We start from the raw sequence: 23,196 nt of genomic DNA on the forward strand, positions 1-23,196 counted from the left end.
CGAGGGCATCCTTCAATCTGGGGACAGGCTCGCATGCCGACCAACCCCGGCCCGCGCCGACGCGCCATCATCCTGCGCTCATCCGGAGACCCCCATGGCCACCCCATCCCGCAAGCCCGCAGCCGCAAAGACCGCCAAGAAGGCCGCCGCCGACACCGCCCCCACACCCACGCTCGACGCCCGCCCCGACCGGCTGGACCTGCGCGACCTGGTCTACCGCTCGCCGCTGCGCTCGCTGCCACCGCGCTGGCCGCTGGACGCCGACCTGAAGAAGCTGCTGCCCGCCTACGTGAAGACCGGCCGCATCCTCAACCAGGGCAACGAAGGCGCCTGCACCGGCTTCGGCCTGGCCTGCGTTACCAACTACCTCTACTGGCTGCGCCACCTCGACACGCCGCGCAGCAAGCTGCCCGACCTCGTCAGCCCACGCATGTTCTACGAGCTCGCCAAGCTCTACGACGAATGGCCCGGGCAGGACTACGAGGGCTCCTCCTGCCGCGGCGCGCTCAAGGGTTGGCACAAGCACGGTGTCTGCTCGTCCACGCTGTGGCCCTACCCGCCGAGCGGCGCCTTCAAGCGGCCACTGCCGGGCTGGGACGAGGACGCCACGCGCCGGCCGCTGGGCGTCTACTACCGCGTCGACCGCAAGAGCGTCGTCGACATGCAGGCCGCCATCTACGAGATCGGCGCCATCTACGTGTCGGGCAGCGTGCACGACGGCTGGGGCGTGGACACCTCCGGCCTGCCCGACAGCCACGACAAGCTGCCCCGCATCGGCCGCATGACCAAGATCACCGGAGGCCACGCCTTCGCCCTCGTCGGCTTCAACGACCGCGGCTTCGTCGTGCAGAACAGCTGGGGCACCGATTGGGGCGCCAGCGGCTTCGCCGTGCTGCCCTACGAAGACTGGGTCACCAACGGCACCGACGCCTGGGCCGTCGCGCTGGGGGTGCCTCAGGACCTGTCCGACGTGAAGGCCCATGGCGCCGCCGCGGCCAGGGGCGCGAAAGGCGCGCAGGCCGCCGCACGCGCGGCCAGCGGTTTCCGCGTCATGGCCGGCGGCGGCCTGGCCGGCGTCGGCGCCACGCTGCGCAACGACGACAACCCGCGCGACGACCCCTGGCCCGTCAACCACGTCTTCGCACACCAGCCCTACCAGCCGCTGCGCACCGACGAGGCCTACACGCACACGCTGGTCTCGGGCAACGACGGCCAGCTGATGGCCACCGACTTCACCCGTGCCCGCGACGACCGCGAAGGCCTGGCGCGCGAGATCGTCGTCGAGCGGCCCGCGGCCTGGTTCAAGGCCGGCAAGGACAAGACCGTCAAGCTCGCGATCTACGCCCACGGCGGGCTCAACAGCGAGCTCGACTCCATCCAGCGCATCCGCGTGCTGGCGCCCTACTTCCTCGCCAACGGCATCTACCCGCTGTTCTTCACGTGGAAGACCGGCCCCGGCGAGACGCTGATGGACATGCTGGAGGACCTGGCCCACCGCGTCGTCGACGGCGACCGCAGCGCCGGCTGGCTGGACCGTCTGCGCGAAACCGCTGCCGAGGCCAAGGACCGCGCCATCGAGGCCGTGGGCCGACAGTTCGCGCGCGGCATCTGGGGCGAGATGCGCGAGAACGCCGAAGACGGCGCCACGCCCGGCCATGTGCTGGACCTCGCCGCCCGCATGCTGCGCGAACTGCGCGACACGCTGGCCAAGAGCGGCAGGACGCTGGAGATTCACCTCATCGGCCACTCCGCCGGCTCCATCCTGCTGGGCCATCTGCTGGGCCGCCTGGGCGGCAGCGGCGGCACCAGCGTCGTGCCGGCGGCCAGCTGCGAGCTGTACGCCGCCGCCTGCTCCAGCGCCTTCGCCGTGCAGCACTACGGCGCCGCCCAGCAGGCCGGCGTGCTGTCCCTGCAGGCGCTGCGCCTGCACGTGCTGACGGATGCCAACGAGCGCGCCGACGGCCTGCCCACGGCCGAACGCGACATCTACGGCAAGTCGCTGCTCTACCTCGTGTCGCGCGCGCTGGACGACATCCGCAAGCAGCCGTTGCTGGGCATGGAGCGAGCCCTCGTCGAGCCGGACCCGGCCTGGAAGGAGGACCAGTGGGCCGGCCCGGCCTACGACGACGTGCTGGCCTGGCAGAAGCTCTGGCCGGCCGGCACGCTGCTGAACCGGGTCACGACGCCCAAGGTCCGCACCACCAAGACCGGCGACCAGATCGCCGCCAGCCACGGCAGCTTCGACAACAACATCGACGTGCTGACGGGCACGCTGGAGCGCATCCGCGGGTCAGCCCTCGTCGCGCCGATGGAGTGGCTGGACTACTGAGCACCCCCAGGGCCGGGCTGCGCCCAGCCCGGCCCCCCCGTGGGGGCAAGCAACTCGGGAGCGGCCCTTCGTTTGCTTGAGAGCCGCCCGGCGACACTGCCGGCTCCGCCCGCAAGGGCCAACCGGGCACTGGCCGCGGGCCAGGCAATCGATGGACACATCCACCCTCCTCTGGAGCGTCTTATTCGGCGCCATCGGCGCCGGCTACTTCGTCTACGGCAAGAAGCAGCGGGCCTGGGTGCCGCTGTGCTGCGGCCTGGCGCTGATGGTGTTTCCCTACTTCATCGCCAATGTCTGGCTGCTGGTCGGCGTGGGCATCCTGCTCTGCGGCGTGCCCTATTTCTACCGGCCCTGACACCGACGCACACGACGCCGCCATGCGCCTGGGCCTCATCTCATCCTCTGCCCGCGGCATTGCGAGCCTCGCCATCGCCCTGCTCGCCGCAGCCTGCAGCAGCGCCGGTTCCAGCGACGCGCCGGCGCGGGCGCCCGAACCGGAGTTCGTCGTGCGGGACGGGCTCCATGCCGCCGGCGCCGTGTCCCGCCAGGCGCTCGCCGGCATGACCCCGTACAAGGGCCCGGACGGCCGGCTCGTCTACCTGTCCATATCGCCCTGCTGCGACATGTTCAACAAGCTCTACGACGCCGACGGCCGCTTCATCTGCGCGCCGTCCGGCGGCTTCACGGGCCAGGGCGACGGCCGCTGCCCGCACTGGGTCTCACGCCTCCTGTGGCCGCAGCCGGCCGACCCAGCGGCCAGCAACCCCAGCCATGTTGCGGAAACCCACAGCGGCGAAAATCCTTCGCCATGAAATACCTGCACACCATGGTTCGCGTCCATGACCTGGACGCGTCGATGAAGTTCTACCGTGACGCCCTCGGCCTCGTCGAGGTCAAGCGCTCCGAGCACGAGGCCGGCCGCTTCACGCTGGTCTACCTCGCCGCCCCCGGCGACGAAGACGCGCAGATCGAGCTGACCTACAACTGGCCGGACGCCAACGGCCAGGTCGAGGTCTACACCGGCGGCCGCAACTTCGGCCATGTGGCCTACGCCGTGGACGACATCTACGCCACCTGCCGCAAGCTCGCCGACCACGGCGTGACGATCAACCGCCCGCCGCGCGACGGCCGCATGGCCTTCGTGCGCTCGCCGGACGGCATCTCGGTGGAGCTGCTGCAGCGCGGCGCCGCGCTGGCGCCGGCCGAGCCGTGGACCTCGATGCCCAACGTCGGCAGCTGGTGAGCCGCTAACACTCCACTCGTATTCGGGCCGAGCGCTGGGCTGCCAAGGGCCAGAGGCCCTTGGCCTGTCGTAGGCACAAGCAGTCCGCAGGGACTGCTTGTGTCCGACTCCAGTTCACCGAGCCGGCCCGGTTGGCGATGTGCAAGCGGCTCGATGCCGCTTGCATCGCCGTCCCCTCGGGGGACCGACTGGACTTGCCGGCGTTCAGCCGGCGCAAGACCAGGCGAGGGGCTACAGCTTGTGTGACCGGTCGCCGCGCTCGAAACCGAAGGCGTCGAACGGCGCGTCGATCGGGGCGAAGCCGATGACCTTGAACAGCTCGCCCATCTCGTGCTCGGCCAGCAACCGGTGCGCCATCGCGCGCTCGGCCAGCGACGCGCCGCCCAGCAGCTCGGCGATGCCGCAGTTCAAAAGAAAATTTGCCTGGCTGGTGTAGCCCAGCACGACGAGGCCGGCGTCCTGACCCGCGAGCGCGATGCCGGTGAAGTTGACGTGGGCCGTGATGTCCTTGTCGCCCACGGCCACCAGCGGGTCCGGGTCGGCCATGTGGCCCTGGTGGCACATCAGCGTGCCGCCGCGGCGCTGCGGGTGGTAGTACTCGGCCTCGGGGAAACCGTAGTCGAGGAAGAACGCCGCACCCTTCTTGAGCTTGCGCGCCAGCGTCTGCGTGAAGGCCTCGGCCTGCGGATGGATCTCGGTGACGGTGCCCGGCACGAAGCCGGTATCGAGTGGCGGCCTCAGCATGCTGTCGTGATCGGCGAACACAAAGCCCTCGCCGGCCGACATGACGCCGCGCTCGCGCCACACCTGGCCGTCGAAGGCGATGAGCTGCACTGGCATCGCGTCCAGCACCTCGTTGCCGACGACGACGGCCTCGATCTCGTCAGGCAACGTGTCCAGCCACTCGACGCGGTCGCCCCAGTGCGACAGCCGCTCGCGCTGGCGCTCGCGCAGCTCGGCCGACAGCTCGACGATGCGGTAGCGCGCCAGACCGGCGTCCAGCGCATCCAGCTCGGCGATGAGCTGGGCCGCCAGCGCGCCGGAGCCGGCACCGAACTCGATGACATCGCGGCAGCCGCTGACGGCCATCGCCTGCGCGACCTGGCGCGCCAAAGCGCGGCCGAACAGTGGCGACATTTCCGGTGCGGTCACGAAGTCCGAGCCCTCGCTGGGCATGGTGCCGAACTTGCGCCGGCCACCGGCGTAGTAACCCAGGCCCGGCTCGTACAGCGCCATCGCCATGAAGCGGTCGAACGGCAGCCAGCCGCCGGCCGCCGCGATCTCGGCGTGGATCTTGGTCGCGAGGCTCATCGCGCGCGCACCCAGGCTTCGAACTCGGCCGACGCCATCGGCAGCCCCACCAGCTCGCCCTGCAGCTGCTGGCAGCCCCAGCCGGCGAGCAACTGCCACTGTGCGGCCGTGCGCACGCCTTCGGCCGTGACGGTCAGGCCCAGGCCCACGGCCATCTGCACGATGGCGCGCGTGATGGCCTGCGCGCCGACGTCGTCGGGCAGGCGGGCCGTGAAGCCCTGGTCGATCTTGAGCTTGTCCAGCGGCAGCTCGGTCAGGTGGGCCAGCGACGTGTAGCCAGTGCCGAAGTCGTCCACCGACACCGTCAACCCCAGCGCACGCAGCTGCGCCAGCGTGGCGGGCGCGTGCGCGATGTCATCCATCAGCATGCGCTCGGTCAGCTCCAGTTCCATCCACTGGCCCTTGGCGCCGGCGTCGTCGAGCACGCGCTTGACCGTGTCGGCGAAGCCGTGCAGGTTGAACTGCATGCGCGACAGGTTGACGGCGATCCGCATCGGCCCGTGGCCGTGGGTCAGGCCCTGCTCGCGCCAACGCCGCGCGGTGCGGGCGGCCTCGGCCAGCACCCACTCGCCCAAGGCGAGCATGAGGCGGTGGCGCTCGGCGACGAAGATGAAGGCATCCGGGCTCAGCAGGCCGCGCTGCGGGTGGCGCCAGCGCAGCAGCGCCTCGGCGCCGGAGAGCTGGCCCGTCGTCGCCTCGACCTGGGGCTGGAAGAACAGCTCGAACTCGTTGCGCGTGAGGCCCTGGGCCAGTTCGGCCTCCAGCACCAGATCGGCGTAGGCCGTCTCGGCCAGCGCCGGCTCGAAGAACTGATACGTCGCGCGTCCACGTGCTTTCGCGCGGTACATGGCCGTGTCGGCGTGCTGGATGAGCTCGTCCGCCTGGCGGCCGTCGTCGGGGAACACCGCGACGCCGATGGACGGCGTGACCGACAGCGCCCGGCCGTCGGCGCGCACCGGCACCTCGACGACGGACAGCAGCGCCTCCAGCACGACGACGATGTCGGCTCGGCTGTTCAGGTCGTTGAGCAGCACGATGAACTCGTCGCCGCCGAAGCGGCCGATGAGGTCGCTGCCGCGCAGCGCGCCGACGAGGCGCTCGGACACCGTCGTCAGCACCTGGTCGCCTTCCAGATGACCCAGCGAGTCGTTGACGCGCTTGAAGTTGTCCAGGTCGATGAACAGCAGCGCCAGCATGTCGCCGCGGCGCTCGGCCTGCTTGAGCAGCGCGTCCATGCGCTCCATGAAGGCGGCGCGGTTGAGCAGGCTCGTCAGCGCGTCGTGGTGGGCGAGGTGCTGGATGCGTGCCTCGTTGGCGAGGCGGTCGCTGATGTCGCGCACGACGGCCATGCGCAGCTTCTCGCCGTCGCGCTCCATCGTGCGCATGATGAGCTCGACCGGGATGCGCCCGCCGTTGCGGTGGCGGATGACGGTCTGGTAGCGCAGCTCCTGGTTCTGCAGCATGACCTCACGCACCTTGGGCAGCTCGTCCTCGGTCACGTAGGACAGCACGTGGCGGCCGATCAGCTCGCCGGCCGACCAGCCGGTCATCGTGCACAACGGCTCGTTGACGTCCGTCATGTAGCCGTCGCGGTGGAAGAGGATGCCCTCCATCGTCGCCTGCATGAACTTGTCCAGCCGCGCCTCGGACTCGCGCAGCCGCCGCTCGGCGCGGCGGTGGCGGGTGATGTCGTAGACCAGCACCCAGCTGCCCAGCAGCACACCCTCGTCGTCGAACTGAGGGATCAGGTGGATCTCGAAACAGGCCTCCACGCCGCCCGGCTGCTGCAGCTCGCGCTCGTAGACGACCGGCTTCAAGGTGCTCACCAGCCGCTCGACCGCCGGGCCGACCTGCTCGTAGGCCTCGGCGCCGACGATCTCGCTGAAGTGCTTGCCGACGATGGACTGCTGCGTCAGCCCGAAGGCTTCGGCATAGCCTCGGTTGGCGAACTGGCAGCGGTGGTCGGCCGCGCCGTACAGCGCGATCCACGCGGGCACATGGTCGGCCAGCATGCGAAAGCGCGCGGCATCGAGGGCCTGGCGTTCGAGGTCGGATTCGTTGAGGGCGGTCACGAAGAAGTCAGCGTCCGGCGGGCCAGACAGAGGTCGTCCCAGGCGCCGGCCTTGTCGGCGGGCGAGCGCAGGAGGTAGGCGGGATGGTAGGTGACCACCACGGGCAAGCCACCCCACGAATGCGCGTGGCCACGCAGTTTGCCCAGCGGTTCGGCCAGGCCGGTCAGCCGGCGCGCGGCCTGCAGGCCCAGGGCCAGCACGAGGCGCGGGCGCAGCAGTTCGACCTGGCGGGCCAGCACGGCCTCGCAGGCGTCCAGCTCGGCCGGCTGCGGCGCGCGGCCGCGCGGCGGGCGGCACTTGATGATGGGGGTCACGAAGGCGGTGGGCGCCTCCCCGTTCTTGCCGGCCACCCGGCTCTGGCCGGCGGCCAGCAGCATGCGGTCCAGCAGCCGGCCGGCATCGCCGGTCAGCGCGTCGCCGGCCGCGTCGTCGGCGTCGTCGGGCGGGTCGGTGACGATCAGCCAGTCGGCCTGCTGCAGCGCACCGTTGCCGTAGACGGCGTTGCGGCGCTGCTCGCACAGGCCGCAGGCGCGGCAGCCGGCAACGGCGTCGCGCAGTGCCGGCGCGTCCAGGCCGGCGAAACCGGCCGGTGCGGCGATGCGGGGCGCCGGCGCAGCGACGGGGGCAGTCAGCGGCGGCATGGCGACCGGCGCACGGGCCACGGCAGGCGGCGCGACCGGATGCTCGGCGGCGACCTCGGCCGGCGCGTCGACCTCTTCGGCCGCGACGGACCCGGCCGCACGCACGGCCGGCAAGCGGAACCCCATCTCGGCCAGCATGGCCCGTTGTCTCTCGTCCCAGCCCATGTCAGACCGCCACCGGCAGGCTCATCAGCACCGCGTCCTCGCGCGGCCCCTGCGGCACCGGGTAGTAGGCACGGCGCCTGCCGACCTCGACGAAACCGTAGCGCTCGTAGACGTGGCGGGCGCGCTCGTTGCTGACGCGCACCTCCAGCCACAGCTGCGTGAGGCCGCGCTCGCGGCAGGTGGCGACCAGCCGGTCCAGCATGGCCACGGCCAGGCCGCGCCCCTGCCAGGCCGGCACGACGGTGATGTTGAGCAGGTGCAGCTCATCCACACCCGGCATTGCCACCCAGTAGCCCAGCAATTCCGTGTGCCCCCAGGGCCGGGCTGCGCCCCCCAAGGGCGTCAGGCCCGCTTGGGACGGCCCGGCGCCGGCTTGGGCGCGCGGCCCACGCAGCACCTCGGCCGGGTAGCCGGCGGCCAGCGAGTCGACGAAGTTGCCATGCGTCCACGGCACCGGGTAGGCCTGGCGCTCGACGGCCATGACCTCGGTCAGGTCGGGCACGCGCATGGGCTGCGCCTCCCAGAGCGGCTGGGCGCGATCGAGTTGGGCGTTCACGAAAGCGCCGCCTTCTGCTCTCGCTCGGCCGTCGTCAGCGCCACCTTGTCACGCACGTAGACGGGCAGCGCCTCGGCGGCGTCGCGCGTGTCGCCACGCTGCCAGGTGGCCAGCGCCAGCGCGCCCAGGGCGGCGGCGCGGGAGCGGGTCTGCGGCCAGGCATTCGGCAGGTCTCCCAGCGCGGCGGCGTATTCGGTCAGCGCCGTGCCGGCCACGGCGGCCGGCCGGCCCCAGTGGGCTGCCAGCACCGCGGGGGCGTAGAGCGCCGGTGCCTCGACGACCGCCCAGGCGCCGTCCGTCCAGCGGTAGTGGGCGGCGTAGATCTCGCCGATGCGCGCGTCCATCGCCACCCAGATGTCGTCGCCCGCACCCTGGGCGCGTGCGTCCTCGGCCACCAGCATCAGGCTGTCCACGGCCAGCACGGGCTTGTCCAGCCCGAAGGCCAGGCCCTGCGCGACCGCGCAGGCCGTGCGCAGGCCTGTGAAGGCGCCGGGGCCCTGGCCGAAGGCGATGGCGTCCAGCTCGCTCATGCGCACGCCGGCTCCGGCCAGCAAGGCCTTGACCTCCGGCAGCATCCGCGCCGAGGCCTGGGCGCCGCCCGCGGCCTCGAACACCCTCGTCTGCCCCGGCGTCACGAGGGCCAGGGCCATCGTGTCGGTGGAGCTGTCGAGCGCAAGCAGATGGGGCATTAAGGCAGTTTACCGTTGGGGTACGCCCGCCCTGCGGCCTTCAACGATGGGCCACACTGCGGCCTTCGCCATCCCGCCAGTTCCGACCCTTGTCCCCGCAACCCCTGCTGATCGCGCTCGTCTCGGTGCAGTTCTTCGTGCATGCGCTGGTCTGGGCCATGACGGCGCGCATGACGCGGCGGCCGCGCGGCGTGGAGGGGCATTTCGCGCTGTTCTGGTTCCTGCTGGCGGCGGGGCTGGCCTTGTTCGTGCCGCCCTGGGACAGCGGCAGCGCGCCTCGCAACCTGGCCGACCTGCTCATCGTCGCCGCATCCATGATGGAGCACCGCGGGCTGGCGCTGCACTGGGGCCGCCGACTGCCGCTGCGCAACGACGCCCTCGCGCTGGGTGCCGCGGCGGCCGTCGTCGCGGCGAGCTTCCTGCTCGACAACGGCCACGGCGTGCGCGTCGCGGTCGTCTGCGTCGGCTGCGCCGGCTTCATGCTGGCCAGCGTCCACCTGATGTGGCGGCTCGGCCGCGCGGCCACGCCCATCTTCGCGCCGGTGGCGGCGGCGGGCTATAGCCTGCTGGCCACCGCGCTGCTGGTGCGCGGCGTGCAGGCGCTGTTGATCGGCTCGACGACCAAGATCTCCATCGACGCACCCGGCCACGCCAACATCCCCTTCGCCATCGCCGTGCTGTTCATCGGCGGCCTCATGAACCTGGTCCACATCCGCCTCGTCGTCGGCCGCGTGCTTCACCGGCTGGGCCAGCAGGCCAAGACCGACGAGCTGACCGGGGCGCTGAACCGCCGCGGCCTGCTGCTGCAACTGGAGAACGAGCATGCCGACGCGCTGCAGGGCAAGGCCGGCTACGCGCTGATGATGGTGGACGTGGACCACTTCAAGGCCGTCAACGACCAGTACGGCCATGCCCAGGGCGACCGCGTGCTGCAGGCCGTGTCCGCCAGCCTGCGCGCCGCGCTGCGCGGCGACGACCTGGTGGGCCGCTGGGGCGGCGAGGAGTTCTGCGTGCTGCTGCCCCGCACGCGGCTGCACGACGCCGCGCAGCTGGCCGAGCGCGTCGCGTCGCGCGTGGCGGCGTCGGGCCCGGGCATTCGCGTGACGGTCAGCATCGGCGTGTCGGAGTACGGCCCGGCCGACCGCGACCTGCAGGCCGTCATCCGCCGCGCGGACGGCGCGCTCTACGAGGCCAAGGAAGCCGGCCGCAACCGCGTCGTCACGGCCGCCGCCGGCTGACGCCGCTCACAGCATCGGTGCGATGTCCAGCAGGATGTGGGCCAGCACGGCCGGCCACAGCTTGCCAGTGGCGACGTAGGACAGCGTCATCACCAGGCCCATCGTGCCCACCGCGACGACACCCGTCGGGCCCTGGTAGACGTGGTACAGCACCCGCACCAGCAGCGGCACGCCGATCGCGACGGACAGGCCGAAGCCGCGCAGGCCGCGCACCAGCACGCCGAGCAGGAAGACCTCCTCGTAGCTGCCGTTGACGACCGCCAGCAGCACGGCCGACGAGGCCGAGACGTCCTCGAACGAGACCTCCACCATGTCCGCCTGCCCCGGCGTGTGGAACAACGCCACCACGAGCTGGGCCGCCACCCAGCTCAGGCCGAAGACGGCCAGGCCGATCAGGCTGCCCCGCAGCGTCGGCGCCGGGTAGAGCGCCTGGATGTCGAACTGGCGCCGGCGCAGGTAGGCGAGCGCGCCGGCCCCCAGCACCAGCTCCAGGCCCACGAGGCTGCAGAAGCCTTCGTCCGTGAACCGGGCCTCGGGGAAGCCCGCAGCCACCGCCTGGAACGAGAACACGATGAACAGGCCGAAGCAGATGGCCGTGACGATGCCGGCCTCGGTCAGGGAAAGCGTCGATTTGCGCAAGCGGTGTGCTGTGCCGTCATGCGGACGGCAACCCTCCGGGGCGCGAGCATAGGGGCGGAGCGCCGCGCCGCCATCCATCCGGCTGCCACGCCGTCCATGCGGGCCGCCCCGCCATTCGCCCGCCAGGCCCCCGGCCCGGGCCGCCACCGGCCCAACATCGGGCCATGAACCTCAAACGCACCCTCCGCGACAACCGCGGCTTCCTCCTCTTCCTGTTCAGCTTCGCGTTGCTGCGCACCGCCGTGGCGGACTGGAACCCCATCCCCTCGGGCTCGATGCGGCCCACGCTGCTGGAAGGCGACGTCGTGCTCGTCAACCGGCTGGCCTATGGCCTCAAGCTGCCGCTGACCGACGTCGTGCTGATGCCGCTGGGTGAACCACAGCGCGGCGACGTCGTCACGCTCAGCTCGCCGGCCGGCGGCACGCGGCTCATCAAGCGCATCGTCGGTCTGCCGGGCGACCGCGTCGCGATGCACGACGACCAGCTGATCCTGAACGGCCGGCCGCTGGCCTACACCGGCGCGCAGACGCGCGGCGAGACGTTGGCGCCCGGTTGGGTCGTCGACGCCGTGCGCGCCACCGAGGAGCTCGACGGCCACGCGCACGTCGTGCAGTTCCTGCCCACCGTCAACGCGCGCCGCGACATGGCCGAGATCACCGTGCCGGCAGGCCAGTACTTCCTGCTCGGCGACAACCGCGACAACAGCGAGGACTCGCGCTTCATCGGCACCGTGCCGCGCGAGAAGCTCATCGGCCGCGCCCACCACGTGCTGGTGGCCGCCGACTGGCTGGGCGAGGACGGCTGGCGGATGGCACCGCGCTTCGATCGCTGGTTGACGGCGATCCGGTAGTCAAAAGCCGTGCCGTGCGCGCAGCGCGTCCAGCTCGGCCTGCACCGCCGCCAGGCCGCCGTTGCCGTACAGCACCAGGATGCGCTCCTGGCTGATGTGGGCGAACACCGGGTTGCGGAACTGCGTGTTGTAGACGGCCACGTTGGCGGGGTCGAAGCCATAGCCCGGCGCGAGCTTGGCGATCAGCAGGGCCGCGTCGCCCGCGGCCGGGATCGAGAACGTGAAGTCGCCGTCCGACAGGTTGTGGATGGTGTACTCGGCGAGCAGGTTGGTCTGGCCGGCGCCGACCAGGTCGAAGCCATCGGCCAGCTTGCGCAGCGGCGGCAGGTGGAAGCCCTGGCTGTCCTGCACGAGGTAGCCGGCGGCGACGGGGTCGACCTGGGCCAGGATGCCGGCCGCCCGCAACCAGGCCACCACCTTGAACTCGTTGCCCAGCGTCGGGTTGCTGTGCGCCGAGGCCTGGGCGATGACGAAGGCCGGCGGCAGCGCGCGCTTCATCGACTCGGCAATGCTGAGGATGTGGTGGCCACCGGTGGCCGTGCCGTTGGCGGGCGTGCCGCCGAAGGAGAGCTCCTTGAACTCGGAGCCGTCCGCCGCCCACTGAAACACGAGGGTCTTGGCCCAGTCGTGCCAGATCGGCGCGGCGATGACGATGTCCTGATCGATGAAGAAGGGCGAGCGCATCCAGCGCGGGTCTTCGTCGTCGTGCCCGTGCCCGTCGTCGGCATCGGCGCCGCGGTAGCTCTTGCGATAGCCGTCGGCCAGGCCCAACCCGGCGCGCAGGTTGTTGGCCTCGTGGATGGGCAGGCCGCCCGGATAGCCATGGTGGCTGGTGAAGGCGCTGCCCGGCGCGGCGTCGAAAGCCATCGGCAGGCGCGGGCAGGTCGTCTGGGCCGCCAGCACGGGCGGGAAGACGCCGGCGCTCAGCCCGCCGGGGAAGCTCGCGTCGTCCGCGGGATTGATCAGGCCGGCCGCGGTCAGCTGGGCCAGCAGCGCCGCCTTCGTCGCGTCGTCGACGCCGACGCGGGAGCGCACGCAGAAGCCGCGGTTGCCCAGCAGGTCCAGCGTGGCCTCGCGCAGCGCGCGGCTCTTGATCTGCCGCGCCTGGCGCAGCAGGAAATCATGGGCCTCCCGCACGCGCGGCGATGCGGCGGCAGTCAGGTCGGCCTGCGCATTGCCGGCGCCCGGCAGCGTCTGGTCGACGGCATGGGCCTGCAGGGCGACGGCGCCGAGCGCGGCGGCGACAAGGGTGGACAGGGCGGCGCGGGCCAGGTTCATGGTCGTCTCCGGGGAAATGCGATCCACAGACTATGCGCAGCTCATGTGACAGGCCGTGCGACGCGGGAACCAGCCGTTCGGCCCAGGGTGTGGCGCCTGAGATCCATGGCCATGCAGCGCCACGACCCGATTCGTTTCGACAGGCTGGCAGGGCGAGCAGTTCGCCGCCCTCCACCACGACCTGTTCGCGCCGTACGTGCCGGACGGCGCCGTGCTATGCCACGCGAGCGGGGCGGGCTGCGGCGGAACGCGGGTGAACCCTGACTTGTTCTGAACCCCTGCACCCTCAACTCAACGGCATGTTCTTCTTCTGCCACCCCCGACCGGTCGTGGATTCGCGTCCCGTCGCGGAGCTCACCGTCCGGACCGAGCAGCGCGACTCGATCGCGTCGACATCGCTGCGGGAAGTTCGGCACCCACGACCACCCGACGCGGCCATCCGGTTCACCGTGAGCTACGGCCTGCGCGAATACCTGTCCATCGTCGCGGACTTCATTCCGATAGCGCTGCGCGAGCGGGGAAAGCCATGCGAGCGCATCGGCTTCGGCACGCGGCTGATGCTGGCCGTGCTGGTTCCGCCGGTATTTCTCTTCAAGAAGCTCGCCATCGGCGACTGCCGCTTCAGCGTCGACGAGCACGGCCTGACCCGCCACAGCCGCCGCCAGCCCCTGGCGCTGCCCTGGGGCGACGTGCTGGCCGTGTATCCCCTGAGCCGCGGCTATCTGGTCCGCAAGGCCAGCGGCGCGATGCCCCTGCCCTACCGCTGCTTCAGCGATGAAGAGCGGCAACGCTTCGAGCGCTGGGCGGCGTCCATCGTGCCGCGCCCGTAGCGGCTTGCTACGCTCGCGCCGCGTCGCGCTCAGGGTCGCGGCAGGCAGGGAGACCCCATGATTGTTCCGGACCACTGGGCCGAGGCGCGCACCACCGTGCGCGTGAAGGGCCGCGACATGACGCTGCGGCGCTTCGGCTGGTCGGACGCGAGCGCCGCCGACGCGCAGGCCCAGGCCGAATTGCGCGTGGCCGAGGCGGCGCAGCGAGCGGCCCGTGGCGAGAACGTGCCGCGCCGCGAACTCAAGCTCACCTACAACGGCGCCCAGGGCCTGCCCATCCGCGAGGAAGTGCTGGCGCGGCATGGCACGGCGGTCATCACGCGCAACACCTACGGCGCACGTTGCCTGAACGTGCCCGACCTGCTGATCGCGGATGTGGACTTCTCCACCCGGCCGCCCGCGGTGCAGCGTGCGGGCCTGCAACTGCTGCTGGTTTGCGTGAGCCTGGGCGTGCTGTTCTCGCTCGGCGTCGGGGTGATCGGCGTCATCGCCGCCATCGGCAGCTATCTGCTCGGCAGCGTCGTGACCCACGGCCTGGCCGGGCGCCGCACGGACGAGAGCGAAGGGCGCGCCCGGGGCCGCATCGACGCCTTCCTGGCCAACCGCACCGACTGGCGCGTGCGCCTCTACCGCACGCCTGCCGGCCTGCGCCTGATCGAAACGCACGCACGCTTTGCGGCCTCCGGGCCGCAGACGCAGGACTTCTTCAAGGCCATCGGCGCCGACCCGCTCTACGCCCGCATGTGCCTGAACCAGCACTGCTTCCGCGCCCGCCTGAGTGCCAAGCCCTGGCGCATCGGCATCGCCGACCACCTCAAGCCCCGCCCCGGCGTGTGGCCCGTCCGCCCGGAGCGCCTGCCGGCCCGCGAGGCCTGGGTCAGGCGCTATGAACGCGAGGCCGAAGCCTACGCGGCGTGCCGCTACGTCCAGACGCTGGGCGGTGGCGCCGACGATCCCGATCTACTGGCGCTCGTGGCGCTGCACGACGCCGAATCGAAGGCGCTGGACGACATCCGGCCAATGGCCTGAGCGGCTTCTACGCGACGCGGCCCAGCACTTCACACAGACCTCATACGGACCTCACAGGCGGTCTCGACACTCAGCCGCAACGCAGCTGAAGCCCGGAGCACCTCGCACCGCGGCGGCCTGCACGGAGACCCGAATGAACGTCGTTCTGACCAACACGCCGCACACCGCCGTCGGCAGCCTTGGCGATGCACCTCACTGGATCGCGGTCGTCGACGCGCGCGGCCAGCATCCTGACAAGCTGCTGGGGCCCTACGCCACCGAACAACTCGCCGGCCGGGCACGGCGCGGCGTCATGCGCTTGCTGAACGCCTCCCGCTACACGGCGGCGGTGCTGTCGCAGCGGGAGCTCGAATGTCGTCTGAACGGAGACGGGGCCGCTGCGACGCGCAGCCATGAGGCATCGCGCGCCTGACAGCCCCCCGAACCGTTCGGCCGCCGCCGGCGGAACGGCGACATCGGCCTTCGCAACGGGAGCATTCCAATGGGTGACTTCGTCAAGAACATGGACGGCACGTCCGGTCGCAAATGCGTGTGCACGACCGGCACCAAGACCTGGCTGGCGCATTGGGAACGCGGGACAGGCATGACGCTGCCCGACAAGTGCTGCGCCAAGGGCTGCGGGAATGTCGTCGAAGTGGGCGCACATGTCCGCGAAGACGACGGCGACAAGCGCACGCCGTGGATCATTCCCTTCTGCCAGTACCACAACAAGCGGCCCAGCAGCGAGTCCATCGAGCTCAAATGGGGCGTCACGCTGTGTGGTGCGGCCAAGGTCGACTGCAGCTAGGAGGCTGTCGGACTTCACTCCTCCCACCGGAACCGCCAGATCGCCACCACCATGAACACCGCGCTGAAGCCCAGCATCACGGCGCTGGGCAGCAGTGCGGCGGAGAACGGCTGGCCACGCCAGGTCATCGCATCCAGCGCGTCCACGGCCCAGCGTGTCGGCACGGCCAGCGACACCGTCTGCAGCCACTCCGGGAAGATGAAGGACGGCACCCAGGCGCCGCCCAGCATGACCATCAGCAGCGTGGCCAGGATGGCGAGGCCGCGCGTGGCTTCCGGCGTGCGGCCCAGGGCAGCAACGAGCAGGCCGAAGCTGGCCGTCAGCAGCGCAAAGCTGGCCAGCACGAGCACAAAGCCGACCGGGCTGCCGAGCACGCGCACGCCGAAAGCGGCGATGGCCACTGCGTAGATGACGGCGAAGACGACCAGCGAGATCACCGTGCTCGCGGCCACGCGGCTGCCCAGCAGCTGGGTGCGCGACAGCGGCGCGGCACGCAGCCGCTTCCACAGGCCCAGCCGGCGCATCAGCAGCAGGCCCACGGCCATGTCGACACCGGCCATCAGGATGAACTGCACGCCCATGCCGGCGAAGGAGTGCGCGTAGCTGTTGTAGGCCACCGGCGCCGCGTTGGCCGTGGACTGCACGGCCTCGATCTCGCGCGTCGTGTAGGGCATGGACAGGCCACCGCCGCCCTGTGGCGCCGACGCGCCGGACGCCTCGCCGTCGATGCGCCGCACCGTGCCGATGGCGTCGAACATCTTCGCGAAGGCGTCGCGCTGCTCGGCGGGCAGCCGGGTCGATTCCCTCACCTGGCGCTGCAGGTCGTCCAGCGCCGCGGGGCTGAAGCTGGTGCGGCTGACCTCCTGCATGACGGTCTGCGCCAGCAGCCCGCGCACGACGGCCAGCGCACTGGCCTGCGAGGGGTCGAAGTGCAGCGCGATCTCGGGCTTGCTGCCAGCGCCGAACAACGCACGGCCGGCCTGCTCGCCCAGCCCCTTCGGCAGCACGGCCACGGCGCGCAGCTTGCCGGCGCGCACCTGGGCCAGCAGTTCCGGCTCGGTGCCGACGCTGCTCTTCAGCGACGGCTCGGCCTGCAGCGCGGCGACGACGCGCTGCGACAGCGGGCTGCCGTCCTGGTCGACGACGCCGACGGCGATGCCGGCCATCTTGCTGCTGCCGCCGAACAGGCTGCCGAAGAACGCAGCGATGAGGATGGGCGCGACGATGCTGAACAGCAGCGCGCGGCGGTTGGAGAAGTGCAGCTTGATCTCTGCACGGACAAGGGCGAGCAAGGCTTGCATGGTCGGTCCCGGTTCAGTCGCGCAGCTGGCGGCCGGTGAGTTGGAGGAACACGTCTTCGAGCGTCGCGCGAGCCGACGCGAGGCCGCGCACCGCCACGCCACGCTCGGCGAGCGCGGCCAGCACGGTGCCTGCATCGCGGGCGATGTCGGCCACGCTGACGTCCAGCCGCTGGCCCACGCGGCTCAAGCCAGGCAGGCCGGCCAGCGCGGCATCGTCCGGCTCGCCGGCGATCTCGACGTGCAGCGTCCGCGCCGCCGGCAACAGCGCGAACAGCTGGGCCTGCGTGCCGCTGGCGACGACGCGGCCGTGGTCGACGATGGTGATGCGGTCGGCCAGGCGCTCGGCCTCTTCCATGTAGTGCGTCGTGTAGACCAGCGCCTTGCCGGCGGCCTTCAGCATCTCCAGGTTGTCGAAGATGGCGTTGCGGCTCTGCGGGTCGATGCCGGCGGTGGGCTCGTCGAGCAGCAGCACCTCGGGATCGTGCACCAGCGCGCAGGCGATGTTCAGGCGCCGCTTCATGCCGCCGGAGAAGGTGGATGGCTTGTCCCCGGCGCGGTCGGTCAGGCCCACCATGGCCAGCACCTCGTCGGCACGGCGCTTCAGCCGCTCGGGCGGCATGCCGTACAGCGCGCCGAACAGCTCGACGTTCGTGCGCGCCGGCAGTTCCTCGTACAGCGCGATGTCCTGCGGCACGAGGCCGATGCGGCGCTTGTAGCCGGCTTCGTCCCGGCCCAGGCTCACGCCGCCGGCCAGCGTCACCGTGCCGGCGTCGGGCACGGTCAGGCCGCAGATCATGCCCACGGTCGTCGACTTGCCGGCGCCGTTGGGGCCCAGCAGCCCCAGCACCTCGCCGCGCCGCAGCGTGAAGCTGACCTCGTGCACGGCCACCCGTTCTCCGTAAGCCTTGCGCAGGCCGCTCGCCACCAGCAGGTCGTCTGTCATGTCGGCTTCTCCCCGGATCGAAATTGCGACGCATGCTAGGTCGGCAGGCCGGGCGGGCCGAGGACGTTGCGACGAATCGACATGGGCCGGCGCGAACGGCAATACTTGGCCCATGAAAGCAAGGATCGGCATCATCGGCACGGGCTGGGTCGGCACCAGCGTCGCGTTCTCCACGCTGCTGGCGGGCCACGCACGCGAGCTGTGGCTGCACGATCAGCGCGGCGCCGTGGCCGAAGGCGAGGCGATGGACCTGTCGGACGGCGCGGCCTTCTACCCGCGCTGCAACGTCCGCGCCGTGCCGCTGGCGCAGATGCGCGAGGCCGACATCGTCGTGCTGGCCGCGGGCCGCAACGGCCGGCCGGACGAGAGCCGGCTGGACCTGCTGCGCGACAACGCCCGCATCGCTGCCGGCTTCGGCCAGGCGCTGGCGGGGTTTGGCGGCGTCATCCTCGTTGTGACCAACCCGGTGGACGTGCTGACCCGCGTCGTGCGGGCCGCGAGCGGGCTGCCGCCCGAGCGCGTCATCGGCACCGGCACGCTGCTGGACACAGCCCGGCTGCGCGAGCGGCTGGCGGTGCGGCTGGGCGTGGCGACGGATTCGGTGCACGCGCAGGTGGTGGGCGAGCATGGCGACTCGTCGGTGCCGCTGTGGTCTGGCGCGCGCGTGGGCGGTGTGGCGCTGCGCGACTGGCCGGGCTGGCGGGTAGACGAGGAAGCCGCGCTGGCCCTGACCGTGCGCCGTGCAGCCTACGAGGTCATCCAGCGCAAGGGTGCAACAAACCACGCCATCGGCCTCGTCACGGCGGAGCTGATCGGCGCCATCGTCAACGACGAGCACCGACTGCTGCCCGTCAGCCGCGTGCAGGACGACGGTGTGGCGTTGTCACTGCCGGCGCTGGTCGGCGCGGGCGGCGCGCTGCCGGTCACGGCGCCGGCCATGGACCGGGCCGAACGCGAGGCGCTGGTGGCGTCGAGCGACCTGCTCGACCGCGCGTTCACGTCGCTCGCCGGCTGAACACCACGCGCCGGCCGGGCGCATCCACAAGCTTGCGGATGAAGCCCCGCAGCGAGGACAGCGTCGCGAAGGGCGTTCCTTCTAAAAACTAGGGGGTCGAATTTCTCGACACGCCAAAGGAGCCCCCTCATGCAAAGACTGTCCACGACTCTCCTCGCGCTGGCGCTGGCCAGCGCCTCGGCCCTCGCCTGGGCCCAGGACGCCAAGCCCTACAAGGACGGCCCCGTCACGGAGGTCTCCTACATCAAGATCAAGCCCGGCCGTTTCGACGACTACATGCAGTTCCTGTCCACCACCTACCGGGCGAACATGGAGGCGCAGAAGAAGGCCGGCCTGATCGTCGGCTACAAGATCTTCGGCAAGCAGGCCCGCACGCCGCAGGACGCCGACCTGATCCTGACCGTCACCTACGCCAACATGGCCGCGCTGGACCGCACGGACGAAGCCGAGGCCGTCATGGCCAAGGTGCTGGGCAACAACGCCGCCCAGAACAAGGCGGCCATCGAGCGCGGCCCGATGCGCGAGGTGCTGGGGAGCGAGCTGATCCGCGAGCTGGTGCTGAAGTAAAGCCCGGCGCGCGCGCCGCGGCCCGGTCAGCGAGTGCGGAAGCTCCCGACCAGCTCGTTGAGCCGGCCGGCCTGGGACTTCAGGCTCTCGGCCGCCGCGGCGCCCTCTTCCACCAGCGCGGCGTTCTGCTGCATGGACTGGTCCAGCCGGTCCACCGAGTCGGCGACTTCGCGCAGGCCGGCGCTCTGCGTGCGGGCCAGCTCGGTGGCGTCCTTGATGAGGTGAGCCACGCGCTCCACGTTGGCGACGACGTCCTGCATCTGCGTGCCGGCGTCGTTCACCAGGCGCGAGCCGGCGTCCACCTGCTCCACGCTGGCGCTGATCAGCGACTTGATCTCCTTGGCCGCGCCCGCCGAGCGCTGCGCCAGACTGCGCACCTCGGCGGCGACGACGGCGAATCCGCGCCCCTGCTCGCCGGCCCGAGCCGCTTCGACGGCGGCGTTCAGCGCGAGGATGTTGGTCTGGAAGGCGATGCCGTCGATGACGCCGATGATGTCGGCGATCTTGCGGCTGCTCTGGCTGACCCCGTTCATCGCCTCCACCGCGTTCAGCACCACGGCGCCGCTCTCGCGTGCCTGGGCCGACGTGTTCTGCGCCAGCGTGCTGGCCTCGTCCATCGCCTCGCTGCTGTGGCGCGCGGCCTCGGTCATCTGGCGCATGGAGCTGGCGGCCTGCTGCAGGTCGGCGCTGCCCTGCTCGGTGCGCTGGGACAGGTCCAGGTTGCCGGCCGCGATCTCGGTGGCCGCCGTGTTGACCTGCTCGGCGCCGTCGCGCAGCGTGCCCATCATGTTGCGCAGCGTCTCCTGCAGCTTCACGAGCGCCGACATGCCGGCCCGCGCGCTGGCGTTGCCGCGCAGCGGAATGTCCTCACGCAGGTCGCCCTCGCTCATGCGATGGGCGCCGCTGAGCAGGTCGGTCAGGAACACGCCCACGCTCTTCGCGCCGTCCAGGTAGACGAAGGCGATGAGACCGCCCAGCACCAGGCTGCCACCGATCAGCCAGCCCGCCGGCATGCCGTACAGCACGCCGGCGATGACGTAGACCTGCAGCGCGACGGACAGGCCCAGGTAGAGGGCCAGGCGCTGGGCAATGGACAGGTTGGCGAACATCGGGGTTGTCTCCTCTCGGGGTTGTCCGAACAATTTAGCGCGACCCGCCCGGAACGCCGCGTGGAGGTTTCACGACAACGCGGTCTGCAGGTAGATCCGTAGCATTTCGCGCAACTCCGCCAGCGCGGCGCGCGCGGCCGTGGGCGAGTCGGCAGCCGGGTCGTCGTTCAGCGCAACGGCGCTTTTCATGACCTGCTGCACCGCCGTCGCAACCGCCATCAGCCGGGCCTTGCCGAGCGACGGCGCATGCGGCGCCAGGATGTCCATGAGCTGCAGCCGCATGCCGCGGCGAACGTCCAGCACGACGGCGGCCGGCGCGCCGGGCGTGTCGATGAGCCGCGCGAACGACGGGTGGCTGGCCCGGAAGTCGATCAGCGCACCCACCAGGCGCCGGGCCAGTTCCTCCACATCCCAGCCGGCGCCGGCCTCGGCCATCGCGGCCAGGCGCTGCGTCAGGTCGGCCGACTGCTGCTGGATCAGCGCCTGCGCGACGGCCTCCTTGGTCGGGAAGAACTGGTACAGCGAGCCGATGGACGACTGCGCGGCGGCAGCGATCTCGGTCGTCGTGGCGGCGTCGTAGCCCTTGTCGGCAAAGACCTGGGCCGCGGCGGCCAGCAGCACCTCCACGCGGGCATGGCCGCGCTGGCGTCTGGGTGCGCGCGCGCTCACACCCTCGCTTGACTTTTGTGAGGATTCATTCATAAACTTTTATTCATGAGTTCATCCTCACGAATTGAGGTTCCCATGCTAAACCCCACCCAGACCGCCCTCGTCCTCGTCGACCTTCAGCAGGGCATCCTCGGCTTCGGCAGGGCGCCGCACGCGGCGGCCGACGTGGTGAGCCGCGCCGCGGCGCTGGTGGCGCGTTGCCGCGAACGTGGCGCGCTGATCGTGCGCGTGAAAGTGGGCTGGTCCGACGGCTTCCCCGAGCTGCTGAAGCAGACCACCGACCAGCCCGCGCCCATGCCGCCAGGCGGCCTGCCGGCGCACTGGTGGGACGACCCCGCCGAGCTGCCGACGCAGCCGGGCGACGTGAGCATCGTCAAGCGCCAGTGGAATGCCTTCCACGGCACCGAGCTGGACCTGCAGCTGCGCCGGCGTGGCATCACGACGCTGGTGCTGGGCGGCATCGTCACGCACATCGGCGTGGAGGGCACGGCCCGGGCGGCCTGGGAGCTGGGCTACCAGCTGTGGATCGCCGAGGACCTGTGCAGCGCGCCGCTGGCCGAGCCGCACCAGGCCTCGTTCAAATTCGTCATGCCGCGGCTCGGTCATGTGCGGCCGTCCACCGAGATCAGATTGAGCTGACCTACTCAGGCCAAGGCGCGCCCGATCAGAATCTTCTGCACCTCGCTCGTGCCCTCGTAGATCTGCGTGACGCGCACGTCGCGGTAGATGCGCTCCACGGGGAAGTCGGCGAGGTAGCCGTAGCCGCCGTGGATCTGGATGGCATCGGAGCAGACGCGCTCGGCCATCTCGCTGGCGAACAGCTTGGCCATCGCCGCCTCCTTCAGGCAGGGCTTGCCGGCGTCCTTCAGGCTGGCGGCATGCCAGATCAGCTGACGCGCCGCCTCGATGCGTGTCGCCATGTCGGCCAGCTTGAACTGCACGGCCTGGTGCTCGAAGATCGGCTGGCCGAAGGTGACGCGATCCTTGCTGTAGCGCAGCGCCGCCTCGAAGGCCGCACGCGCCATGCCGACGCTCTGCGACGCGATGCCGATGCGCCCACCCTCCAGGCCCGACAGCGCGATCTTCAGGCCCTGGCCCTCGTCGCCCAGCCGGTTGGCGGCGGGCACGCGGCAGTTCTCGAACAGGATCTGCGCCGTGTCGCTGCTGTGCTGGCCCATCTTCTCTTCGATGCGCGCGACGGTGTAGCCGGGCGTGGCGGTCGGTACGAGGAAGGCGCTGATGCCTTTTTTGCCCGCTGCCTTGTCGGTCACGGCCATGACGATGGCGACGTCGCCGTGCTTGCCGCTGGTGATGAACTGCTTGACGCCGTTGAGCACGTAGTCGTCGCCGTCCCGCACGGCGGTCGTGCGCAGGCCGCCGGCCTCGGAGCCGACGTGCGGCTCGGTCAGGCAGAACGCGCCGAGCATGTCGCCGCGCGCCAGCGGCTTCAGGAAGCGCTCCTTCTGGTCGACATTGCCGAAGGCCATCAGGATGGAGCAGACCGGGCAGTTGTTGACGCTGACCACCGTGCTGGTGCCGCCGTCGCCCGCGGCAATCTCCTCGAGGATGACGGCCAGGGCCAGATAGTCCAGCCCGGCACCGTCCCACTCGGTGGGCACGGCCACGCCGTAGCACCCCAGGGCGGCGAGGCCCTTCAGTTGCTCGGCGGGGAAGTGGTGGTTCTTGTCCCAGGCGGCGGCATGGGGGGCGATCTCGGCCTGCACGAAGGCGCGGATGGCGTCTTGCACGGCGAGGTGGTCTTCGGGGAGGAGCATGGGTGGCGCTTCCGAATGTTGGGGGTGGCGGCATTGTCGGCGCGGGCGTTTGTCCGAAAGAAGTTCACCCCGTTTTGCCGGCGCCTGCGTAGAAGCAGAAGCCCGGTGCTCAGACACCGGGCACTCGCCGGCCATGCCAGTTTGGGCAAGGTATGGTTG

General features: G+C 71.0%; 25 protein-coding genes. 13 read left to right on the top strand and 12 right to left on the bottom strand.

What is annotated here, in order from left to right:
* Positions 1 to 94 precede the first annotated feature (94 nt).
* The 4 genes from ACG04R_RS00210 to ACG04R_RS00225 all read left to right on the top strand — a co-directional run bounded on the left by ACG04R_RS00210 (position 95) and on the right by ACG04R_RS00225 (position 3,572).
* Positions 95 to 2,329, top strand: coding sequence for a C1 family peptidase (locus ACG04R_RS00210; RefSeq protein ID WP_394405407.1), 2,235 nt, complete (start codon positions 95 to 97; stop codon positions 2,327 to 2,329).
* Between the two features lie 151 nt (positions 2,330 to 2,480).
* The gene (locus tag ACG04R_RS00215) at positions 2,481 to 2,684 is read left to right on the top strand and encodes a hypothetical protein (protein WP_394405409.1); all 204 of its coding nucleotides are present in this window, start codon (positions 2,481 to 2,483) and stop codon (positions 2,682 to 2,684) included.
* A 22-nt stretch (positions 2,685 to 2,706) separates the two neighbouring features.
* Positions 2,707 to 3,141: a DUF6970 domain-containing protein gene (locus ACG04R_RS00220; protein WP_394405411.1), complete on the top strand. Its 435-nt coding sequence runs from the start codon at positions 2,707 to 2,709 to the stop codon at positions 3,139 to 3,141.
* Positions 3,138 to 3,572 carry a VOC family protein gene (locus ACG04R_RS00225; protein ID WP_394405413.1) on the top strand — a complete coding sequence of 145 codons (435 nt, stop codon included), beginning with the start codon at positions 3,138 to 3,140 and terminating at the stop codon, positions 3,570 to 3,572. Before ACG04R_RS00220 ends, ACG04R_RS00225 begins: the two co-directional genes overlap by 4 nt.
* Positions 3,573 to 3,803: 231 nt before the next feature.
* On the opposite strand, the gene ACG04R_RS00230 is transcribed toward ACG04R_RS00225, so the two are convergent.
* From ACG04R_RS00230 to tsaB, 5 genes are read right to left on the bottom strand one after another with little or no spacing between them, the layout of a single operon-like run.
* Positions 3,804 to 4,883, bottom strand: a complete 1,080-nt coding sequence (locus tag ACG04R_RS00230; RefSeq protein ID WP_394405414.1) for a class I SAM-dependent methyltransferase — start codon at positions 4,881 to 4,883, stop codon at positions 3,804 to 3,806.
* Complete coding sequence (locus tag ACG04R_RS00235; protein WP_394405416.1) at positions 4,880 to 6,955, bottom strand: putative bifunctional diguanylate cyclase/phosphodiesterase; 2,076 nt, start codon at positions 6,953 to 6,955, stop codon at positions 4,880 to 4,882. The genes ACG04R_RS00230 and ACG04R_RS00235 overlap by 4 nt, the downstream gene beginning before the upstream one ends.
* Positions 6,952 to 7,734 (bottom strand): uracil-DNA glycosylase, encoded by a 783-nt coding sequence (locus ACG04R_RS00240; RefSeq protein WP_394405418.1) that lies wholly within the window; start codon positions 7,732 to 7,734, stop codon positions 6,952 to 6,954. The genes ACG04R_RS00235 and ACG04R_RS00240 overlap by 4 nt, the downstream gene beginning before the upstream one ends.
* Before the next feature lie 28 nt (positions 7,735 to 7,762).
* Positions 7,763 to 8,269 (bottom strand): ribosomal protein S18-alanine N-acetyltransferase, encoded by a 507-nt coding sequence (rimI, locus tag ACG04R_RS00245; protein WP_394406483.1) that lies wholly within the window; start codon positions 8,267 to 8,269, stop codon positions 7,763 to 7,765.
* 44 nt (positions 8,270 to 8,313) lie between these two features.
* Positions 8,314 to 9,006, bottom strand: a complete 693-nt coding sequence (gene tsaB, locus ACG04R_RS00250; protein ID WP_394405420.1) for a tRNA (adenosine(37)-N6)-threonylcarbamoyltransferase complex dimerization subunit type 1 TsaB — start codon at positions 9,004 to 9,006, stop codon at positions 8,314 to 8,316.
* Between the two features lie 89 nt (positions 9,007 to 9,095).
* Here tsaB and ACG04R_RS00255 point away from each other — a divergent pair, with 89 nt between their 5' ends.
* Complete coding sequence (locus tag ACG04R_RS00255; RefSeq protein WP_394405422.1) at positions 9,096 to 10,244, top strand: GGDEF domain-containing protein; 1,149 nt, start codon at positions 9,096 to 9,098, stop codon at positions 10,242 to 10,244.
* A 6-nt stretch (positions 10,245 to 10,250) separates the two neighbouring features.
* On the opposite strand, the gene ACG04R_RS00260 is transcribed toward ACG04R_RS00255, so the two are convergent.
* A complete protein-coding gene (locus ACG04R_RS00260; RefSeq protein WP_394405423.1) occupies positions 10,251 to 10,883 on the bottom strand; it encodes a CPBP family intramembrane glutamic endopeptidase in 633 nt (210 codons plus the stop codon).
* A gap of 164 nt (positions 10,884 to 11,047) precedes the next feature.
* Between ACG04R_RS00260 and lepB the strand changes: the two genes are divergently transcribed.
* Positions 11,048 to 11,734, top strand: a complete 687-nt coding sequence (gene lepB / locus ACG04R_RS00265; RefSeq protein WP_394405425.1) for a signal peptidase I — start codon at positions 11,048 to 11,050, stop codon at positions 11,732 to 11,734.
* On the opposite strand, the gene ACG04R_RS00270 is transcribed toward lepB, so the two are convergent.
* The gene (locus tag ACG04R_RS00270) at positions 11,735 to 13,012 is read right to left on the bottom strand and encodes a hypothetical protein (RefSeq protein WP_394405427.1); all 1,278 of its coding nucleotides are present in this window, start codon (positions 13,010 to 13,012) and stop codon (positions 11,735 to 11,737) included.
* 329 nt (positions 13,013 to 13,341) lie between these two features.
* Between ACG04R_RS00270 and ACG04R_RS00275 the strand changes: the two genes are divergently transcribed.
* The 4 genes from ACG04R_RS00275 (at position 13,342) to ACG04R_RS00290 (ending at position 15,658) form a co-directional block, all read left to right on the top strand.
* On the top strand, positions 13,342 to 13,842 hold the full coding sequence (locus tag ACG04R_RS00275; RefSeq protein ID WP_394405429.1) for a YcxB family protein: 501 nt from the start codon (positions 13,342 to 13,344) through the stop codon (positions 13,840 to 13,842).
* Between the two features lie 57 nt (positions 13,843 to 13,899).
* The gene (locus ACG04R_RS00280) at positions 13,900 to 14,871 is read left to right on the top strand and encodes a hypothetical protein (protein WP_394405431.1); all 972 of its coding nucleotides are present in this window, start codon (positions 13,900 to 13,902) and stop codon (positions 14,869 to 14,871) included.
* 133 nt (positions 14,872 to 15,004) lie between these two features.
* The gene (locus tag ACG04R_RS00285; protein ID WP_394405433.1) at positions 15,005 to 15,283 is read left to right on the top strand and encodes a hypothetical protein; all 279 of its coding nucleotides are present in this window, start codon (positions 15,005 to 15,007) and stop codon (positions 15,281 to 15,283) included.
* A 69-nt stretch (positions 15,284 to 15,352) separates the two neighbouring features.
* Positions 15,353 to 15,658: a hypothetical protein gene (locus ACG04R_RS00290; RefSeq protein WP_394405434.1), complete on the top strand. Its 306-nt coding sequence runs from the start codon at positions 15,353 to 15,355 to the stop codon at positions 15,656 to 15,658.
* A 14-nt stretch (positions 15,659 to 15,672) separates the two neighbouring features.
* Here ACG04R_RS00290 and ACG04R_RS00295 read toward each other — a convergent pair whose 3' ends face one another.
* Together ACG04R_RS00295 and ACG04R_RS00300 are read right to left on the bottom strand one after the other, a co-directional pair.
* Entirely contained in the window at positions 15,673 to 16,959 is a 1,287-nt protein-coding gene (locus ACG04R_RS00295) for an ABC transporter permease (RefSeq protein ID WP_394405437.1), read from the bottom strand.
* A 13-nt stretch (positions 16,960 to 16,972) separates the two neighbouring features.
* Positions 16,973 to 17,902: an ABC transporter ATP-binding protein gene (locus tag ACG04R_RS00300; RefSeq protein WP_394405439.1), complete on the bottom strand. Its 930-nt coding sequence runs from the start codon at positions 17,900 to 17,902 to the stop codon at positions 16,973 to 16,975.
* 112 nt (positions 17,903 to 18,014) lie between these two features.
* On the opposite strand from ACG04R_RS00300, the gene ACG04R_RS00305 reads away from it, so the two are divergent.
* Together ACG04R_RS00305 and ACG04R_RS00310 are read left to right on the top strand one after the other, a co-directional pair.
* Entirely contained in the window at positions 18,015 to 18,917 is a 903-nt protein-coding gene (locus ACG04R_RS00305) for a lactate/malate family dehydrogenase (protein WP_394405441.1), read from the top strand.
* Between the two features lie 129 nt (positions 18,918 to 19,046).
* Positions 19,047 to 19,484: a hypothetical protein gene (locus tag ACG04R_RS00310; protein WP_394405443.1), complete on the top strand. Its 438-nt coding sequence runs from the start codon at positions 19,047 to 19,049 to the stop codon at positions 19,482 to 19,484.
* Between the two features lie 26 nt (positions 19,485 to 19,510).
* Here the strand turns inward: ACG04R_RS00310 and ACG04R_RS00315 are convergent, their stop codons facing one another.
* Together ACG04R_RS00315 and ACG04R_RS00320 are read right to left on the bottom strand one after the other, a co-directional pair.
* Positions 19,511 to 20,593 (bottom strand): methyl-accepting chemotaxis protein, encoded by a 1,083-nt coding sequence (locus ACG04R_RS00315; protein ID WP_394405444.1) that lies wholly within the window; start codon positions 20,591 to 20,593, stop codon positions 19,511 to 19,513.
* A 69-nt stretch (positions 20,594 to 20,662) separates the two neighbouring features.
* Positions 20,663 to 21,262: a TetR/AcrR family transcriptional regulator gene (locus ACG04R_RS00320; RefSeq protein ID WP_394405446.1), complete on the bottom strand. Its 600-nt coding sequence runs from the start codon at positions 21,260 to 21,262 to the stop codon at positions 20,663 to 20,665.
* 75 nt (positions 21,263 to 21,337) lie between these two features.
* Between ACG04R_RS00320 and ACG04R_RS00325 the strand changes: the two genes are divergently transcribed.
* Entirely contained in the window at positions 21,338 to 21,901 is a 564-nt protein-coding gene (locus ACG04R_RS00325) for a hydrolase (RefSeq protein WP_394405448.1), read from the top strand.
* Positions 21,902 to 21,906: 5 nt separating this feature from the next.
* Here the strand turns inward: ACG04R_RS00325 and ACG04R_RS00330 are convergent, their stop codons facing one another.
* Positions 21,907 to 23,037 carry an acyl-CoA dehydrogenase family protein gene (locus ACG04R_RS00330; protein WP_394405450.1) on the bottom strand — a complete coding sequence of 377 codons (1,131 nt, stop codon included), beginning with the start codon at positions 23,035 to 23,037 and terminating at the stop codon, positions 21,907 to 21,909.
* Positions 23,038 to 23,196: the final 159 nt, after the last annotated feature.

It is taken from the genome of Pelomonas candidula, assembly GCF_043555985.1.
Taxonomy (GTDB): Bacteria; Pseudomonadota; Gammaproteobacteria; order Burkholderiales; family Burkholderiaceae_C; genus Pelomonas; species Pelomonas candidula.

Excerpts from the sequence above, each read along its gene's own strand:
- ACG04R_RS00315 (WP_394405444.1), bottom strand. The coding sequence starts at position 20,593 with ATGTTCGCCAACCTGTCCATTGCCCAGCGCCTGGCCCTCTACCTGGGC.
- ACG04R_RS00280 (WP_394405431.1), top strand. The coding sequence starts at position 13,900 with ATGATTGTTCCGGACCACTGGGCCGAGGCGCGCACCACCGTGCGCGTG.
- ACG04R_RS00270 (WP_394405427.1), bottom strand. The coding sequence starts at position 13,012 with ATGAACCTGGCCCGCGCCGCCCTGTCCACCCTTGTCGCCGCCGCGCTC.
- tsaB (WP_394405420.1), bottom strand. The coding sequence starts at position 9,006 with ATGCCCCATCTGCTTGCGCTCGACAGCTCCACCGACACGATGGCCCTG.
- ACG04R_RS00300 (WP_394405439.1), bottom strand. The coding sequence starts at position 17,902 with ATGACAGACGACCTGCTGGTGGCGAGCGGCCTGCGCAAGGCTTACGGA.
- ACG04R_RS00230 (WP_394405414.1), bottom strand. The coding sequence starts at position 4,883 with ATGAGCCTCGCGACCAAGATCCACGCCGAGATCGCGGCGGCCGGCGGC.
- ACG04R_RS00290 (WP_394405434.1), top strand. The coding sequence starts at position 15,353 with ATGGGTGACTTCGTCAAGAACATGGACGGCACGTCCGGTCGCAAATGC.
- ACG04R_RS00215 (WP_394405409.1), top strand. The coding sequence starts at position 2,481 with ATGGACACATCCACCCTCCTCTGGAGCGTCTTATTCGGCGCCATCGGC.
- ACG04R_RS00240 (WP_394405418.1), bottom strand. The coding sequence starts at position 7,734 with ATGCTGGCCGAGATGGGGTTCCGCTTGCCGGCCGTGCGTGCGGCCGGG.
- ACG04R_RS00330 (WP_394405450.1), bottom strand. The coding sequence starts at position 23,037 with ATGCTCCTCCCCGAAGACCACCTCGCCGTGCAAGACGCCATCCGCGCC.
- rimI (WP_394406483.1), bottom strand. The coding sequence starts at position 8,269 with ATGCGCGTGCCCGACCTGACCGAGGTCATGGCCGTCGAGCGCCAGGCC.
- ACG04R_RS00310 (WP_394405443.1), top strand. The coding sequence starts at position 19,047 with ATGCAAAGACTGTCCACGACTCTCCTCGCGCTGGCGCTGGCCAGCGCC.
- ACG04R_RS00225 (WP_394405413.1), top strand. The coding sequence starts at position 3,138 with ATGAAATACCTGCACACCATGGTTCGCGTCCATGACCTGGACGCGTCG.
- ACG04R_RS00305 (WP_394405441.1), top strand. The coding sequence starts at position 18,015 with ATGAAAGCAAGGATCGGCATCATCGGCACGGGCTGGGTCGGCACCAGC.
- ACG04R_RS00210 (WP_394405407.1), top strand. The coding sequence starts at position 95 with ATGGCCACCCCATCCCGCAAGCCCGCAGCCGCAAAGACCGCCAAGAAG.
- ACG04R_RS00220 (WP_394405411.1), top strand. The coding sequence starts at position 2,707 with ATGCGCCTGGGCCTCATCTCATCCTCTGCCCGCGGCATTGCGAGCCTC.
- lepB (WP_394405425.1), top strand. The coding sequence starts at position 11,048 with ATGAACCTCAAACGCACCCTCCGCGACAACCGCGGCTTCCTCCTCTTC.
- ACG04R_RS00295 (WP_394405437.1), bottom strand. The coding sequence starts at position 16,959 with ATGCAAGCCTTGCTCGCCCTTGTCCGTGCAGAGATCAAGCTGCACTTC.
- ACG04R_RS00325 (WP_394405448.1), top strand. The coding sequence starts at position 21,338 with ATGCTAAACCCCACCCAGACCGCCCTCGTCCTCGTCGACCTTCAGCAG.
- ACG04R_RS00285 (WP_394405433.1), top strand. The coding sequence starts at position 15,005 with ATGAACGTCGTTCTGACCAACACGCCGCACACCGCCGTCGGCAGCCTT.